General features: G+C 42.4%; 17 protein-coding genes and 1 riboswitch. Of the genes, 2 read left to right on the top strand and 15 right to left on the bottom strand.

What is annotated here, in order from left to right; all coding sequences use genetic code 11:
* Position 1: 1 nt before the first annotated feature.
* The 10 genes from ACRHOZ_RS02005 to gndA all read right to left on the bottom strand — a co-directional run bounded on the left by ACRHOZ_RS02005 (position 2) and on the right by gndA (position 6,990).
* Positions 2 to 754 carry a hypothetical protein gene (locus ACRHOZ_RS02005; protein WP_431121767.1) on the bottom strand — a complete coding sequence of 251 codons (753 nt, stop codon included), beginning with the start codon at positions 752 to 754 and terminating at the stop codon, positions 2 to 4.
* Positions 738 to 1,589: an ATP-binding cassette domain-containing protein gene (locus ACRHOZ_RS02000; RefSeq protein WP_431121765.1), complete on the bottom strand. Its 852-nt coding sequence runs from the start codon at positions 1,587 to 1,589 to the stop codon at positions 738 to 740. The genes ACRHOZ_RS02005 and ACRHOZ_RS02000 overlap by 17 nt, the downstream gene beginning before the upstream one ends.
* Positions 1,590 to 1,741: 152 nt before the next feature.
* Positions 1,742 to 2,191, bottom strand: a complete 450-nt coding sequence (locus ACRHOZ_RS01995) for an SRPBCC family protein (protein WP_431121762.1) — start codon at positions 2,189 to 2,191, stop codon at positions 1,742 to 1,744.
* Positions 2,157 to 2,513, bottom strand: a complete 357-nt coding sequence (locus ACRHOZ_RS01990) for an ArsR/SmtB family transcription factor (RefSeq protein ID WP_431121759.1) — start codon at positions 2,511 to 2,513, stop codon at positions 2,157 to 2,159. The genes ACRHOZ_RS01995 and ACRHOZ_RS01990 overlap by 35 nt, the downstream gene beginning before the upstream one ends.
* A gap of 72 nt (positions 2,514 to 2,585) precedes the next feature.
* Positions 2,586 to 3,080 carry a YdeI/OmpD-associated family protein gene (locus ACRHOZ_RS01985; protein WP_431121757.1) on the bottom strand — a complete coding sequence of 165 codons (495 nt, stop codon included), beginning with the start codon at positions 3,078 to 3,080 and terminating at the stop codon, positions 2,586 to 2,588.
* Positions 3,081 to 3,280: 200 nt separating this feature from the next.
* Entirely contained in the window at positions 3,281 to 3,604 is a 324-nt protein-coding gene (locus ACRHOZ_RS01980; RefSeq protein WP_431121755.1) for a hypothetical protein, read from the bottom strand.
* 68 nt (positions 3,605 to 3,672) lie between these two features.
* Complete coding sequence (locus ACRHOZ_RS01975) at positions 3,673 to 4,365, bottom strand: helix-turn-helix transcriptional regulator (protein WP_431121753.1); 693 nt, start codon at positions 4,363 to 4,365, stop codon at positions 3,673 to 3,675.
* Positions 4,366 to 4,480: 115 nt separating this feature from the next.
* Positions 4,481 to 4,921: a carboxymuconolactone decarboxylase family protein gene (locus ACRHOZ_RS01970; protein WP_431121750.1), complete on the bottom strand. Its 441-nt coding sequence runs from the start codon at positions 4,919 to 4,921 to the stop codon at positions 4,481 to 4,483.
* 64 nt (positions 4,922 to 4,985) lie between these two features.
* Positions 4,986 to 5,561 carry a Crp/Fnr family transcriptional regulator gene (locus ACRHOZ_RS01965; RefSeq protein ID WP_431121748.1) on the bottom strand — a complete coding sequence of 192 codons (576 nt, stop codon included), beginning with the start codon at positions 5,559 to 5,561 and terminating at the stop codon, positions 4,986 to 4,988.
* A 19-nt stretch (positions 5,562 to 5,580) separates the two neighbouring features.
* Positions 5,581 to 6,990, bottom strand: a complete 1,410-nt coding sequence (gndA, locus tag ACRHOZ_RS01960) for an NADP-dependent phosphogluconate dehydrogenase (protein WP_431121746.1) — start codon at positions 6,988 to 6,990, stop codon at positions 5,581 to 5,583.
* A 188-nt stretch (positions 6,991 to 7,178) separates the two neighbouring features.
* Between gndA and zwf the strand changes: the two genes are divergently transcribed.
* Together zwf and pgl are read left to right on the top strand one after the other, a co-directional pair.
* Positions 7,179 to 8,711 (top strand): glucose-6-phosphate dehydrogenase, encoded by a 1,533-nt coding sequence (zwf, locus tag ACRHOZ_RS01955; protein WP_431121744.1) that lies wholly within the window; start codon positions 7,179 to 7,181, stop codon positions 8,709 to 8,711.
* A 121-nt stretch (positions 8,712 to 8,832) separates the two neighbouring features.
* Positions 8,833 to 9,546, top strand: a complete 714-nt coding sequence (gene pgl / locus ACRHOZ_RS01950) for a 6-phosphogluconolactonase (RefSeq protein WP_431121741.1) — start codon at positions 8,833 to 8,835, stop codon at positions 9,544 to 9,546.
* Positions 9,547 to 9,757: 211 nt separating this feature from the next.
* Here the strand turns inward: pgl and ACRHOZ_RS01945 are convergent, their stop codons facing one another.
* The 5 genes from ACRHOZ_RS01945 to ACRHOZ_RS01925 all read right to left on the bottom strand — a co-directional run bounded on the left by ACRHOZ_RS01945 (position 9,758) and on the right by ACRHOZ_RS01925 (position 14,736).
* The gene (locus ACRHOZ_RS01945; protein ID WP_431121739.1) at positions 9,758 to 10,303 is read right to left on the bottom strand and encodes an acyl-CoA thioesterase; all 546 of its coding nucleotides are present in this window, start codon (positions 10,301 to 10,303) and stop codon (positions 9,758 to 9,760) included.
* Between the two features lie 26 nt (positions 10,304 to 10,329).
* Positions 10,330 to 11,673, bottom strand: a complete 1,344-nt coding sequence (gene rmuC, locus ACRHOZ_RS01940) for a DNA recombination protein RmuC (protein ID WP_431121737.1) — start codon at positions 11,671 to 11,673, stop codon at positions 10,330 to 10,332.
* 61 nt (positions 11,674 to 11,734) lie between these two features.
* Positions 11,735 to 12,514, bottom strand: coding sequence for an ABC transporter ATP-binding protein (locus ACRHOZ_RS01935; protein WP_431121734.1), 780 nt, complete (start codon positions 12,512 to 12,514; stop codon positions 11,735 to 11,737).
* Positions 12,514 to 13,545: an iron chelate uptake ABC transporter family permease subunit gene (locus ACRHOZ_RS01930; RefSeq protein ID WP_431121732.1), complete on the bottom strand. Its 1,032-nt coding sequence runs from the start codon at positions 13,543 to 13,545 to the stop codon at positions 12,514 to 12,516. Before ACRHOZ_RS01930 ends, ACRHOZ_RS01935 begins: the two co-directional genes overlap by 1 nt.
* On the bottom strand, positions 13,546 to 14,736 hold the full coding sequence (locus tag ACRHOZ_RS01925; protein ID WP_431121729.1) for an ABC transporter substrate-binding protein: 1,191 nt from the start codon (positions 14,734 to 14,736) through the stop codon (positions 13,546 to 13,548).
* A 22-nt stretch (positions 14,737 to 14,758) separates the two neighbouring features.
* A riboswitch (cobalamin riboswitch) is annotated at positions 14,759 to 14,980 on the top strand.
* Positions 14,981 to 15,018: the final 38 nt, after the last annotated feature.

Raw genomic sequence — 15,018 nt, 5'->3', positions numbered from 1 at the left:
CCTACACCTCCTTTTCCCTCATTTTAAAATAAGCCACTACAAGCATCAGCGGGCCAAATATGAAACCGTAGAACCATCGTCCAACAATGGAAAAATCCGTACCGGCCTTGTTGAATGCCATTGAACCTAGCCCATCTTCGTCAAAAACACCAAGTCTATGGTTGAACATGGCGTACAATAGAAAATTGAAAAGAAAGAAGCCAAGAACTACGATTCCAACAGCCAACAAGGTTTTCCCGATCTTGTTTCTGGCAAAACTAAGCGCGCCCACCATGGCCACAGGTTGAACAAATATATAGGTGCCAACAATGGTTAAATAGGATTCTGAGAATAGGGTCAGCAGGCTAAAGTTGGCCCCAAAAAGAACGATTCCCGCAGCCATGGACACCGTACCGACCAGCAGGGCCAAAACAGATAATACCAAGGTATAGATCAGGGTAACCGTTAGCCATTTGGCTGCTAGTCGTTCTAGAGTGGAAACAGGAAGTGCCAGATATAATGCGTTGGTTTTTGGGTTGCCGAACTCGCGAAACAAGGCAAAGGTGAACAGTATTCCCATTGGGATATAGATGATCCCGAAAATTCCATAAAACTCTTCCAAATCTAATTTTTGGTCCCACACCATATTCAACAAGCAGAATATGAAAACCAGAATGATGGACACAAAAAATCCAGTCAGAAATGTACCTCTAAGCAAGACCAAGTCCCGCTTGATGAACTGTAATACCCGCTGAAAACTAAACCCCTGCTCCATGATCGTTGTCTTGCATGATTTGATTTATTTTCATGGGTTCGTTCAAAACTCCATTAAAAAGAAGTTCCAGGTCCACTTCAGTTTCTTCTTTGTCCATTCTAGCATGGACCGATCTTCCGCCAAATGCCCCCTCAGAGTAAATGAGTCCGGTTTGCTCCGTGCTGGATGCTCTTCCAAACCATAGCATTTTGGTCACCTGATCTAGAGATTTGTCAAAAATAAGCTGGGCATTGTCCAAGATGATTACATGGTTGATAAGGCTATGAAGGTCTCGAACTTGATGGGTTGAAATCACTATACATTTTCCTGAATCAACACTGGCTGCCATTACCTTTCTAAACTGACTCTTGGACGGAATGTCCAAGCCATTGGTAGGTTCATCCATGAGCAATAACTGTGTGTTAACCGCTATACCAAAGGCTATCAGTACATTCTTTTTTTGTCCAAAAGAAAGGTTGGAAATGATTTGTTGCGGTTTTAAATGGAATTCCTCTAAAAGATGGTAAAACTGTTCCTTGGAAAAATTGGGATAGAAAACCGAGTTGATGTGTTCAAATGCCTTTATAGAGATGCGGGGCAATTCAAATTCCTCGGGTATCAAAAAAAAGTCCTGTAAGGTCTGTGGTTCCCTTTGTTGGGTGGACAATCCGTTAAAAGTGCAACTACCGGATTTTGGAAACAACAACCCACCCATGATCTTGATCAAGGTGCTTTTTCCTTCTCCGTTCTTACCAAACAAGCCATAAATGTTGCCTGGCTTAAGCTCCAGATTAATGGACTTAAGTACAGAAGGACTGGCTGGATAATTGAAATAAAGCTTGTTTGTCGTTAACATTTATAGTGTATTAGATAACTAGAACACTACAAAGGTATAATATTTTTTTAATTCTCCAAATCTTTTTGAAAAGTAGGGGAACGCTAACGGCTTGTATACCAGATGATCATACAAAAAAAAAGAGCCGTAACTAACGGCTCTTATGGTATCAGTTATTTTGAAGAGACAAATTCGGACAAGCGGTCAAACACGGAGCCCCAACCATTGTAGAAGCCCATTTCTTCTTGTTGTTTGCAATACTCCTCCGTCTCATGCACACAATTAAAGGTAAAATGGGTTTTATCCCCATCAGCCTTAAAAATGGCTTGAATTTCCACACCTTCGGTCATGGGTTTGAAGTTGGCTGAGGAAACGATTCTTTCCTTCGGAACAATATCCACGTAGACGCCATCAGCAATAAATTCACTACCGTCTGGCATGGTCATGGCGTATTTCCATTGGCCTCCTACAGTAAAATCATGTTCCAATACTTTGGTTTCCATTCCCTTGGGTCCCCACCATTGGGCAATATGTTCTGGTTGAGTCCAGGCTTCCCAAACAAGATCGAGGGGAGCGTCAAAGGTTCGTTCAAGGGTTAGGGTTCTGTTTTTTGGATTGTTCATGCTTGTTGTTTTTGTTTTGTAATTGATTCAAATAGTTTTCAAAAGAGTCCAGTTTCTCTTCCCAGAGATTGCGGTATTGGTCAATCCACAAAAATGCAGGGATAAGATTCTTAGGTTGAATAAAGCAGTGCCGTTCACGTCCTTTTTGACTGAACATGATGATACCGCATTCCTCCAAAATCTTTAGGTGTTTGGAAATGGCAGGTCTGCTCACTTCAAATTGCTCCGCCACTTCATTTACGGTTAAAGCCTGTTCCGACAACAACTTTATGATGTCTCGCCGAACGGGATCTGCAATGGCTTGGAATACATCTCTTCTCATTTATAAGTAACCGTTTGGTTACAAATATATATGTAATCATTCGGTTACACAAATTTGAAAAGTAATTTTTGACTAATCCCGCTTTTCTTGTTGGTTAAGGGAAAGATTTTTAGAAAGTTTGTGCATCATCAATGCAATTCTGTCTGCTTGGGTATCTTCCTTTTTTGCAGCATAGATCCAGTCCAAGTAGGCTTTTTGCTGTCCGTCGGTTAGGGATTGAAACGCGGGTAGGAGGGATGCCGGCTCTTGACGAAAACATTCCATGATGTCTTTGGGAATTTGCATAGGATTCTCATCCAGATACAAAACCACCTGGACGTAATCCCCTGGCCATTTATCAATTTTTTTTCGGATGGCTGCCTTTACAGGCAAAAACATATCGCTATCACTGAGTGGCATAATATGGTATTGTTGAATGGGAAATCCGTCTATGCTTCCCTTTACCTTGACCCACCCAAATCCATTGGATTTACCCTTGATTTTTCCTGGGACGCTCGCATAAGTCCATCCACCTTTTCCTGGAGTTTTTTGAAGAAGGAATTCGCCTTTTATTATGAGTTCTTTCATTTTCATTTGTTAGCAGAGCTCCTTGCATTTTTTAAAGTATAAGTTGATAGAACCCGTCAATTCGAGTTTTCCAAAGGAAAGTATCGAGAATGAGGGAATTAACCAATGGATCCTTTGTTCTCGATACAATTTTTTCGGCTGTAACTCGAAAAAATCACTCGAACTGACGAATTTTAATCAAATTGTGTGACCAATCAACACTAATAACTGGCATACATTTGATAGTGCAAAACACCTTGTTCTGGTTGGGAAGTATCAGCTTCCTCCATCAGGCTAAAGTAGTTGGAAAAGGCTGGACTTTCCTGAACCTTGACCATAACTTCCCGAGCCGCATCCATACTTTCCCACAGAATGGTGTCGATGAAGTTCCGATCAGATTGAATCAAGAGTTCCCTTCGGATGAATCCGTTTTGCTTTTCCAAGAAATCTGTTTGCAAAGCTTTGGAGGCTTCCAACAGTTGTTGCTCCGTGATGCCCTCTTTGATGGTGAATGGGGCCCACTCCAAAATTTGATGATTGTTCATTTTTTGTGTTGTTTTTCATTTAACAACAAAATTAAATCTGGAGAGTGTCAAGGGTATGTCAGTAGGGTTCAAGAATATTTTTCGCCCCTTTGCTTATAGTGGTCCTGTAGGTTGAAAGTAATGGCTTTCCCAGATTTTATATCCGTAGGTTTTAATTCCAAAATTCTGTCCAACCGAAAGTCCCTATAATCCTCCCTGAACCTGCAATAGGCCACCATAACCCATCTATTTTCTGTAAAATAGAGACCGAGAGGGTCTACCTTACGTTGGGTGGTGATACCTTGAGGGCTACGGTAGGTAATATCTATGACCTCAAAAGAGGTAATGGCTTTCTGCACCTCTGCCAAATAAGACGAGTTTTCTTCTGTATTGAATTGACGGGCAGGACTTATTCTGCTTTCCAGCAAGGCAACCTTGTCCTTTTCTGAGGTACGGAGTACCGCCTTGATTTTGGTTAGTGCAGAGCGATAGTTCTTTACCAAGGAAGTCTCCATATTCTGTAGCACAAACTTTTCTGCGGTTACCAGTGCATTGGCTTCGTCCTCTGCAAAAGATACTGGGGGCAGTCGATACCCCTCCACCATGAAATAACCGATACCTGCTTCCGAACCGATAGGCACACCAGCTTCCTGTAAGGTTTTCACGTCCCGATACACCGTTCTTAGACTAATGTCAAATTCGTCCGCAATCTCTTGCGCGGTTAGGGTGCTTTTGGACTGTAGCTTGATTAATATAGAAGTAATTCGGGTAAGCCTGTTCATAATTTTGATGATGATTATAACTACGGTAATGGGGATACAATTTACATTAAAAGCGGCATGGGTTGGCTTCCAAGCCGCTTAAAATTTGTAAAATTTCACCTGCGGCGCCAAGCAATTATTTTGGGACCGGCATATGCGTACTTATGGCGATACGATTCCAAACATTGATGGTGGCAATGGCCATGATAATCTGTGAAAAATAATGTGCATCAAAGAACTTAATGGCCTTTTGATAGGTTTCAGGAGTTAGTCCTTTTTCATGGATTTTGGTTACCTCCTCCGTCATTTGCAAGATTACTTTTTCCTCTTCGGAGAATACGTCGATATCCCGCCAAGCATCCAAAAGGAATAGGCGTTCTTGTGTTTCCCCAAGCTTTAATGCCTCTTTGGTATGCATATCAATACAAAAAGCACATCCGTTGATTTGGGATGCCCTTACCTTGATCAGTTTATAATGTGATTTTTTTAGTTCGGATTGTGCCAAATATCCTTCCAGGCCAAAGACGGCTTGATACGCTTTGGGTTCTGTTTCCCCAACTTGAATTCTCGTTTCCATGTTCGTTGTTTTTTGAATTTGGAACGAAGGTATACCAGGGAAAATCCAAATAACTTAAACGGGTTTAAGAACGTCTTTTAGCTCGGATTTCGCTCACGTATTCTGGAGTGAGCCCTAAAAAAGATGCAATTAAATATTGGGGAACCCGCTGCGCAAAATCAGGAAACTGTTCGGTAAAATGGAAGTAAATATCTTCTTTGGAATAATCCTGTAGGTACCTCATTTTATTTAAGGAAGCCCCGTATCCAATTTGGTAGATGACCCTGAAGTACTTTTCCATTTGTGGAAATCGCTCCAGCAGCGTGTCGTACTGGTCACGACCTATGGACAGAAACGTGGTCTTTTCCACCGCTTGGATGGCATAATTGGAACTGGACCTATTGCCAAACGAAAGGAAATCCGTTAACCACCAATTTTCTATTCCAAATTGGATGGTACGTTCCACTCCTTTCTCCGTTGGAAAAAACATATTCAGGCAACCCTGCAGTACAAAATGGGTATGCGTGCATGGGGTATTGGCTTCCATGATCATTTCCTTTTTACGGACAGTACGAAGCTCAAAAAAACGCATAATTTCCTCAAACTCTAAAGCGGAAACAGTTGCATATTGATTGATATGGTCAAAAAATTGTTTGGACATTGGTCACTGGCTACACCATTTAATCCTCCCATTCCGTATGGAAAATGCCCTCTTTGTCCAGACGCTCATAGGTGTGGGAACCAAAATAATCCCGTTGCGCCTGAATCAGGTTCAAGGGTAATCTGCCACTGGTGTAAGCATCAAAATAAGTCAAGGCATTGGACAGGCCAGGTAATGGAATTCCATTGGACGCCCCATAGGCGACAAGTTCCCTTGCGGCACCCACTGTTTCCTTTACTTTATCCACAAATGAAGGAGACAGGAGCAGGTTTTGAAGATTATTGTCCTCTTGAAATGCACTGGTAATATCGGCCAACAATTCGGCGCGGATGATACATCCTGCTCGCCAGATTTTGGCAATTTCTCCCAATTGCAATTCATAGCCGTATTCCTTGGATGCATCTGCCAGTTGGTGCATACCTTGGGCATAGGTCATGATAAAGGAGAAATAAAGAGCCTGTTCAGCCTTGCTTACCAAGGAATCTTTTACAACCGATGTCAATTCGGGTTTGTCATAAAGATCATCTGCCTTTACACGTTCATCTTTTAAGGCCGATATTTCCCGCATGCTTACGGCTATATCAATAGTAGGCACGGGGATTCCCAAATCCATAGCATTCTGTGAGGTCCATTTCCCGGTACCTTTTTGCTTGGCTTTATCCAGGATTATATCCACCAAATCACCGTCACCCAGCTCATCTTTCTGTTTGAAAATTTCAGAGGTAATTTCTACCAAAAAAGATTGTAACCTTCCAGCGTTCCAAGTTGCGAAGGTTTTATGCAGTTCCCCGTTGCTCAATCCTCCAGCTTTTTTCAAAAGATCATAGATCTCCGAAGTCAGCTGCATGAGACCATATTCAATGCCATTGTGAACCATCTTCACATAGTTTCCTGCAGATTTTGGACCTAAATAGGCCACACAGGGTTCGCCCTTATACTTGGCTGAAACTGCTTCAAAAATGGGTTTTACATATTGATAGGCCTCCCTTGAACCTCCAGGCATAATACTTGGACCTTTTCTGGCACCCTTGGCTCCACCCGAAACCCCGGCTCCAAAGAAATTGATGCCTTTTTCCTGTAAGTAGGCTTCGCGACGATCCGTATCAGTAAAAAAGGAGTTCCCACCATCTATGATGATATCCCCCTTGTCCAAATGGGGTAAGAGCCCATCAATTACGATATCCACAACTTTCCCAGCAGGCACCAACAACATGATTTTTCTAGGGGTGCTTAGAGCACCGACAAAAGTGGCAACATCAGAGGTGGCGTTGACTTTTGAGGTATCTCCACCTTCGGATATAAGTGCACTGACCTTTTCCTCATCCAAATCGTTACCAAAGGCAGTAAATCCGTTGTCCGCTACATTAAGGATAAAATTCCTTCCCATCACCCCGAGGCCTACAAGGCCAAAATCATAAGTATCTGCCATTTTTCTTTCTTTTTGTTAGTGTTTTGTTAGGAGAGCGATAAGTAAGCTATCCGTTGAATCGCGAACCTAAAATAAACGTTATATTCGTCATGCTCAAAAATAAAATGGGAACGTAAAACATTTTTATGGATTCGTGATTTCCATGTCATTTTTTTTAAGATTCAAAAGATTAACTTTCAGATGTAATTATGAAAAAGACGGACAACCAAATTCTTGTCATTTTTGGTGCCTCGGGCGACTTGACGGCCAGAAAGTTGATACCAGCACTCTTTAATTTATATGTAGCCAGACAACTGCCTGAAAACTTTGTGGTTTTGGGAGCCAGCCGCAGTGATCTAACGGATGAGGCATTTCGGGATAAAGTGGTTTTTAACAGCCCTTATTTAAAGGAAAAAATTGAAGACCTTAAGGAAAACTATATCAGGGGCTTTGCGGACAAGTTGTTTTATGAAGATTTAGGAGGTGCCTATGATACGGATTATCAAGGTCTAAGGACAAGGGTAGAGACCCTAAAAAAGGAATATAATACCTCAGGCAACATTATCTATTATCTGTCCACACCACCTACCTTGTACGAAACCATTGCGCAGCGTTTGGCAGATGCTGGGATGAGCACCCAAAATAATGGTTGGAAAAGATTGATCGTGGAGAAGCCATTCGGTTATAGTTTGGAGACTGCCAGAGAATTAAATGCTGGACTTCACCGATTTTTTACGGAACCGCAGATTTATAGGATTGATCATTACCTTGGGAAGGAAACGGTGCAAAATCTATTGGTCACCCGATTCTCCAACAGCATTTTTGAACCGCTCTGGAACAGAAACTACATTCACCATGTTGAAATCACCAATGCTGAAAGTGTCGGGGTCGAGAAAAGGGGTGGATATTACGATAAATCAGGGGCACTTCGGGACATGTTCCAAAATCACCTGTTACAAATCGTGTCCTTGGTGGTCATGGAACCTCCCATTGGTGATCAACCAGAGGAAATTCGAAATGAAAAAGTGAAAGCCTTAAAATCACTTCGAATAATGACCGACGAAAAAACCCTGTGGGATAATACCATTAGGGCACAGTATGTGGCGTCAGAGGTAAAAGGGGAGAAGGTTAAAGGATATCGCGAAGAAGATGGTGTGGATTCCAATTCCACTACGGAAACCTATGCTGCCATCAAGTTTTTTGTGGACAACTGGCGTTGGGAAGGTGTTCCTTTCTATGTGCGAACGGCTAAACGGATGCCCACCAAGGTTACTGAGGTGGTGATTCACTTCAAAACCCCGCACCATCAGATTTTTAAGGATTCTGGAGTTAACAGCAAAGACAACAAACTGATTATCCGTATTCAACCGGATGAAGGTATTTTGATGAAGTTTGGAGTAAAGGTACCTGGGCAAGGGTTTAAGGTAGAACGAGCCAATTTGGACTTTTACTACTCGAGTTTGGCCCAGACCTATGTCATGGAGGCTTATGAACGCCTTCTTTTGGACGCTATGCAGGGAGATGCGACTTTGTATGCCAGAGCAGATGAAGTGGAAGCGGCATGGGAGTTTGTTGATCCCATTTTGAATTATTGGAAAAATGGAAAGGATGTCCGTATGTATGGTTATGCAGCGGGTGTTTGGGGCCCTGAAAATGCGGATGAACTTATAGACGATTTGGGCTCTTGGCGGAATCCAGGGGAAAGCTTGGCGGAGGATCCAGGTTATTGTGTGATATGCTAGGTTCAGTTATCAGTTATCAGTTATCAGTTATCAGTAATCAGTAATCAGTAATCAGTAATCAGTTGTCAGTTGTCAGTTGTCAGTTCGAGCGCAGTCGAGAACAAACTATATAGGAAGATAAATGGAACTAAAAATATTTAAAGACAAACAGGAAGTAGCTGAACAGTTCTCAATCTATTTTGAGAATTTGGTCAAGGATAAAGCTGAATTTCATGTAGCGCTTTCAGGAGGTAGCACACCCAAAATCGTTTTTGATATTCTAGCTGAAAAGTTTGGAGACAAAATAGATTGGAACAAGATTCATTTTTATTGGGGGGATGAACGTTGCGTTCCACCAACTGATGATCAAAGCAATTACAAAATGACTTTGGAGCATCTATTTTCAAAGATTGATGTACCCCAAGAAAATATACATCGCGTTTTAGGGGAAAACGATCCAAATCCAGAAGCAATGCGTTATGCCAACCTTCTTGAAATCAATTTGGATAGGGTAAAAGGGGTTCCCCAATTTGATTTGGTCATCCTGGGGATGGGAGATGACGGACATACGGCTTCCATATTTCCTCATGAGATAGACCTTTGGGAAGCAGCCGACCATTGCGTGGTGGCAACCCATCCCGAATCAGGTCAAAAAAGGGTTTCCATCAATGGAAAAGTGATTAATACCGCTAAGGAGGTAGCTTTTTTGGTCACGGGACAATCAAAAGCTGAAAAGGTGAAGACCATCATTGGACAATCCGAAGGATTTAAAGATTACCCAGCGGCACTGGTAAATCCAGTTTCAGGAAATTTGAGCTGGTTTATGGATCAGGAAGCAGCTTCTTTGCTTAGTTAATGAGGCGCAGATTTTGGAATCTTATCTGTGGTTGATATCAAAGAAATTTGGTACTAAATGTCAGGTCGAGCGCAGTCGAGACCGACAAAGAATCGATTTTTAAGACTTCTTGACCGCCTGCCTTTCGGTAGACGCGGCGCTCGAAGTGACTATCTCTTAAATTTCTGAATATTCTCTTTTTAAAACCAGCCCTTCCTAGGTTGAACTTAGGCTAATCCACTTCCAGTTTTACGTTTTCCCCATCCATCAAGTGCAGATATTCTTTGGCCACAAACTTTTTGGGGCTGTATTTGGTATCCCGATCGTAGGCTGAAGTCTTTCGTTCCATACTTCGTGCAAAACGCCGTAATCCTTGATTGTCTTCAACGATCAATCCAGGAACGGGAATGTTCTTGCCTTCCCCATTTTTTGCTACCATGGTAAAATAAGAGGAATTGCAGTGCTTGGTTTCCCCGGTTTGTACATTTTCCGACTCAACGCGAACGCCTACCACCATGGAGGTTCGTCCAGTGTAATTGACGGCTGCTTTCAAGGTTACCAACTCCCCAACCTCAATCGGATTCAAAAAATTAACCCGATTCACAGAAGCAGTGACACAATAGGCTTGCGAATGTTTGGAGGCGCAGGCAAATGCAATTTGGTCCATTAAATTTAAAATATGTCCCCCATGAACCTTTCCCCCAAAATTGGAGTGGGAGGGTAGCATGAGCTCGGTGATAGACACTTTGGATTCCTTTGCGGTCTTGAATTTTTTCATTACAATTTCTAAAAGGTGGATAAGGTTTAGAGCTCCAATTGAGGTTCTTCGTAATCGTCTTCCTGGGCCCTTTTTAAAACGGGCTCGGGAATGGATTTCTTCGCCTTGGCACCCATTTTTTTCAATCTTTCTATGCTCGTCACAATATTCCCTCTACCTTCAACTAGCTTGTTCATGGCTCCACGATATTCGTTTTTGGCCTCATCCATTTTCTTGCCTACCTTGGTTAAATCGGTAACAAAACCTTCAAATTTGTCATAAAGAGCACCAGCTTGCCTTGCAATTTCAATGGCATTTTTTTGTTGCTTCTCATTGCTCCACATGGTATCTATGGTTCTTAGGGTAGCCAACAAGGTAGAAGGGGTAACGATAACAATATTCTGTTCAAATGCCTTTACATATAATGAACTATCCTGGTTGATGGCTACGGCAAAGGCAGGTTCAATGGGAACAAAAAGCAACACAAAATCCGGACTTTCCATTTCATAGAGATCCTCGTATTTTTTGGAGGAAAGCTGCTCCACGTGTTTTCGCAAGGAGTTGATATGGTCTTTCAAATGTTTCTCTTTGGCTTCATCGTCTGCATTGGTGTAGCGCTCATAATCCGTTAGGGAAACTTTGGAGTCCACAATCATTTTTTTGCCATCCGGTAAGTTGATGATAACATCGGGCAACACCCGGGAACCGTCTTCACGGGTAAAACTTTGTTGCACACTGTATTCGCGATCCTTCTCCAATCCTGATTTTTCCAAAACCCGTTCCAGCACCAATTCGCCCCAGTTCCCTTGCATTTTGCTATCGCCTTTTAAGGCTTTGGTCAGATTTTCTGCTTCTTGGGTAATTTTTAAATTCTGGTTTTGAAGGTTGAGCAGTTGTTCTTTTAATGCGGAATGTATACTGATGTTCTCCTTTTGGGTGGCCTCCACCTTTTTTTCAAAGAGTTGTATTTTTTCCTGAAGCGGACTTAAAATCTGTTTGATGTTCTTTTGGTTCTGCTCCGTGAATTTGGTACTCTTTTCATCTAGGATTTTATTGGCCAGGTTTTCAAATTCCTTGGTAAATTTTTCCTGAAGCTTTTCAACTTCCTCTTTTTGTTCAGTATTGATGCGTTGCAGGTTTTCCAAATCGGCTTGGTAACGGACTATTTGGTTGCTCTGCTGCTCTTTTTCATTTTGCAATTGCTTTTTTTCCTCATCGGTGGCCAATAATTTATCATTCAACGTCCGAATGGACGAATTCAATTGCTGTTCCCGCTCTCCCCATACATCTTCATTGGATTTGGTTTTCAATTTTTGGATGTAGATGCCCAAAAACAGTCCAAGCCCAGCCATCAGCAGCCCTATGATGATATAAATCAATGCTTCGTTCATAAATTGTAAATCTAACGATAAAGATAAAGGATTCCCTCATGTGGGAAAATGGGAAATAGCATTACTTTTTCACCTTAAATGAACCGCTACCGGAATCAAACTGTACCATATCCGAAGGAAAAAGGTGCTCAAAATGTTTTTGCTTGATCAATTCTGACGGAGTGCCAAAAGGGTTGTTCTTGCCGTCCAAAATCAAGATTTTATCGCATAGTTGAATAGCCAAATCTATTTCATGGGAGGTAAATACAATGGTCTTTTTGCTTTGATGGGCCAATTGTTGCAGCATTTTAAGGATTTGCACCTTATGATATAGATCTAAATGGGTAGTGGGCTCATCCAACAGCACTATCGGCGTGTTTTGGGCAGCGGCCCTCGCAATAAGCACTCGTTGCAATTGTCCATCACTGAGCTCATGGCATTTTCGAAATTTCAATTCCTCCAACAGAAAGGCTTTGAGGTTGGTTTGGACGTGTCTTTTATCCTCCAAGGTCAAAGTTCCAATCCAATTGGTGTAGGGTTGTCTTCCCAAAGCAATTAACTCCTGTACCCTCAAATTTTTGGATGCAGGTGGTTCAGTAAGAACCACACTCAAAGTCTTGGCGAGTTGGTCGGTGTCAAAATTCTCCAAGTTTTTTCCAGAAATTTGGATTGCTCCCACCAATTTAGGCTGCAAATTCCCCAGTGTTCTGATCAGGGTGGATTTCCCAATACCATTGACGCCAACAATGGCACAAAGCTCACCTTCTGACAATTGCAAATCGATGTTTTGACAAACCGTCCGATCCTTATAGCCCACGGCTAAGTCCTTCACGCTGATATTTAGTTGCTCGGGCTTTTGCATCAAAACAACATTTTACGTTTTCTTACCAACAACCAAATGACCACAGGAGCCCCTACAAGAGATGTAATGGCATTGATTGGCAGAATATTGGCAGAGTTGGGCAGTTGGGCCAAGACATCACATAACAGCATAAGTATGGCACCATACAAGAACACTGCTGGAATCAAAATGCGATGTTCCATGGTATCAAATATTTGACGGGTCAAATGGGGTACTGCAAGCCCCACAAAGGCTATGGGTCCAGCAAAGGCAGTAACGCCTCCGGCCAAAATACCCGTGGCGATGATAATGGTCAACCTTGATTTATTTAACGAAACCCCCAAACTTTGTGCATAGTTCTCGCCTAACAAAAAAGCATTCAACCGTTTGATGGAAAACACAGCCAAAAGGGTTCCCAAACCCACAATAACACTTAGTATTGTTACCTGTTGGGAGGATAAATTCCCCACACTACCAAAGGACCAAAAAACGAACCGCTGTAAATTCTCGGCGCTAGTGAAATAAGCCAAAACACTCACAATGGCTGCGGTAATACTTCCAAACATCAGACCGATGATCAAGAGGGCCATGGTATCCTTGATGCGATTGGCAACCAGCAAAACCACAAGGAGAACCAAAAAACTGCCCAGACTGGCCGCAATGACCACGGAAATGTCATTAAGAAATGGCATGGCCGCAAATCCAGCTATGAGTGATGTCCCCATCAACAATAATGCTGCACCCAAACTGGCTCCAGAACTGATTCCCAATACAAACGGGCCTGCTAAGGGATTCCGAAACAAGGTCTGCATGAGCAAGCCACTCAAAGCAAGTCCGCCACCAACCAAAACAGAGGTAAAAGCCTTTGGCATTCTATAATTCCACAGAATGTAATTCCATGATTCCACTTCGGCACTGCCTCCAAAAATGAGGTTGAGCACGGCTTCAAATGGAATCAAGACGGAACCTGAGCTGATGTTAAGCAAGAAGGCCAATAAGAGTGCCAGGGTTATCAGAGTAAATGCTATGGAATATGACCGGTTCGAACTCATCTATTGCAGGGGCATAAAAAAGTGAGGTTCGTAATCTTGGAGTAATCCAGGATGCAGGATGGAGATGAGATCCTTAAGTACCAAATCGGGTCGTTGGGGGGCCAGCTCATAAAAAAGTAACCCTCCTGTTTCTCCCTTTTTGACAGCATTGGAAAATACACTTTTACGGGAAAAAGCTTCAAACTGTTGGTAATGGGAATTGGCCTGTAACAACTCTTGGTATGACGCATGCAAGGATGGATTGAACCAAAAATCGGCCTGTGAACCCTTGGCAAGAACAACTTCCAAGCTTAATCCAATGCTACCACTTTCTGGCGTTTTTGCCCAGAGGTAATCCGCATTGGCATCTTGAAGAAATTGGGCCATCCAGCTGTTTCCTCCTGCCACATACCAAACATCTTTATACAATCCTCCCGTAAGAACCGTTGGCTTCTCCTTGGCTTGTAGAGCCAGTTCCTTTGCCTTCTCGTAATCCGCTTCAATGGAATTAAAAATGCGCTCGGCCTCCATCTCTTTATTAAAGAATGGAGCAAAAAATTTGATCCATTCTGCTTTGCCCAAAGGGGTCGCCTCCGTCCAGTCACCATTGTATACCAACGGAATGCCTGATTTTTGAATGGTTTCGTAAGCTTTGTTAGTATCATTGATTCCAAAACCTACAATCACTTCGGGATTAAGTTCCAAAGTAATTTCGGTATTGATGTTTTCATTGCTGCCCAGTTCCCTTATTTGTCCCTGGTCAATTCGCTTTCGGGTATTTGGTGAACTTATCAAATCGGTATTGGGAAAACCTACCACCGCTCCAAGTTGGCCCAAGGCTTCCAGCGAAGGAATGTGTGTAGTGGAGGTAACCACCATTAGCTCCACAGGGGTGGCTACAATGGCGTCATAGGCATCTACTGGAAGGGTAATGGAAGCTAGTTTTTCTTTAGGAACCAAAGCATAGGTAAAAGAAGTTTTTGAGCCTGGCCATGCAGAGGAAACTTCAATGACCGTGATATCTCCTTCTGATTCGATAGTAAAACCAGTGGCGTGCTTTATGCCAGATACCTGCGTAGCTTGTTCAACTTTGGGTGCTTTCTTTTTTTCAGCACATCCGTTAACCAAAAACAGTAGGAGTAGCGCAAAAGACGCTTTGTATAAACGATGGGATCCCATGCCGTCAAAAGTAAGATTATTTAACTTTTTCAAAAAAAGATTAAACAGAATGATTACTTTCGCCCTGAATTTTGGTTCCTGCGAGTAGGTTACCCGTAGGATTAAAAGGGAATCCGGTGTAAATCCGGAACTGTTCCCGCAACTGTAAGTTTATGCCAAACTTGATTTGGCACCTCATTAAAGGGATGTTGTTTTCTTCAAAGCCACTGTTCTAAGGGATGGGAAGGCAAAACAGCGTTAGACAAGTCAGGAGACCTGCCAAATTCAAACAAACATTGTTAAACTTTCGGGATAAAGGTTTACGTATGGGACAGC

The organism is Flagellimonas flava (genome assembly GCF_050617915.1).
Taxonomy (GTDB): Bacteria; Bacteroidota; Bacteroidia; order Flavobacteriales; family Flavobacteriaceae; genus Flagellimonas; species Flagellimonas flava_A.
The sequence above is the reverse complement of the archived record's forward strand: the minus strand, read 5'-3'. Positions and strand labels throughout refer to the sequence as shown.

Coding starts and splice junctions, on each gene's coding strand:
- ACRHOZ_RS02005 (WP_431121767.1), bottom strand. CDS start 754: ATGGAGCAGGGGTTTAGTTTTCAGCGGGTATTACAGTTCATCAAGCGG.
- ACRHOZ_RS02000 (WP_431121765.1), bottom strand. CDS start 1,589: ATGTTAACGACAAACAAGCTTTATTTCAATTATCCAGCCAGTCCTTCT.
- ACRHOZ_RS01995 (WP_431121762.1), bottom strand. CDS start 2,191: ATGAACAATCCAAAAAACAGAACCCTAACCCTTGAACGAACCTTTGAC.
- ACRHOZ_RS01990 (WP_431121759.1), bottom strand. CDS start 2,513: ATGAGAAGAGATGTATTCCAAGCCATTGCAGATCCCGTTCGGCGAGAC.
- ACRHOZ_RS01985 (WP_431121757.1), bottom strand. CDS start 3,080: ATGAAAGAACTCATAATAAAAGGCGAATTCCTTCTTCAAAAAACTCCA.
- ACRHOZ_RS01980 (WP_431121755.1), bottom strand. CDS start 3,604: ATGAACAATCATCAAATTTTGGAGTGGGCCCCATTCACCATCAAAGAG.
- ACRHOZ_RS01975 (WP_431121753.1), bottom strand. CDS start 4,365: ATGAACAGGCTTACCCGAATTACTTCTATATTAATCAAGCTACAGTCC.
- ACRHOZ_RS01970 (WP_431121750.1), bottom strand. CDS start 4,921: ATGGAAACGAGAATTCAAGTTGGGGAAACAGAACCCAAAGCGTATCAA.
- ACRHOZ_RS01965 (WP_431121748.1), bottom strand. CDS start 5,561: ATGTCCAAACAATTTTTTGACCATATCAATCAATATGCAACTGTTTCC.
- gndA (WP_431121746.1), bottom strand. CDS start 6,990: ATGGCAGATACTTATGATTTTGGCCTTGTAGGCCTCGGGGTGATGGGA.
- zwf (WP_431121744.1), top strand. CDS start 7,179: ATGAAAAAGACGGACAACCAAATTCTTGTCATTTTTGGTGCCTCGGGC.
- pgl (WP_431121741.1), top strand. CDS start 8,833: ATGGAACTAAAAATATTTAAAGACAAACAGGAAGTAGCTGAACAGTTC.
- ACRHOZ_RS01945 (WP_431121739.1), bottom strand. CDS start 10,303: ATGAAAAAATTCAAGACCGCAAAGGAATCCAAAGTGTCTATCACCGAG.
- rmuC (WP_431121737.1), bottom strand. CDS start 11,673: ATGAACGAAGCATTGATTTATATCATCATAGGGCTGCTGATGGCTGGG.
- ACRHOZ_RS01935 (WP_431121734.1), bottom strand. CDS start 12,514: ATGCAAAAGCCCGAGCAACTAAATATCAGCGTGAAGGACTTAGCCGTG.
- ACRHOZ_RS01930 (WP_431121732.1), bottom strand. CDS start 13,545: ATGAGTTCGAACCGGTCATATTCCATAGCATTTACTCTGATAACCCTG.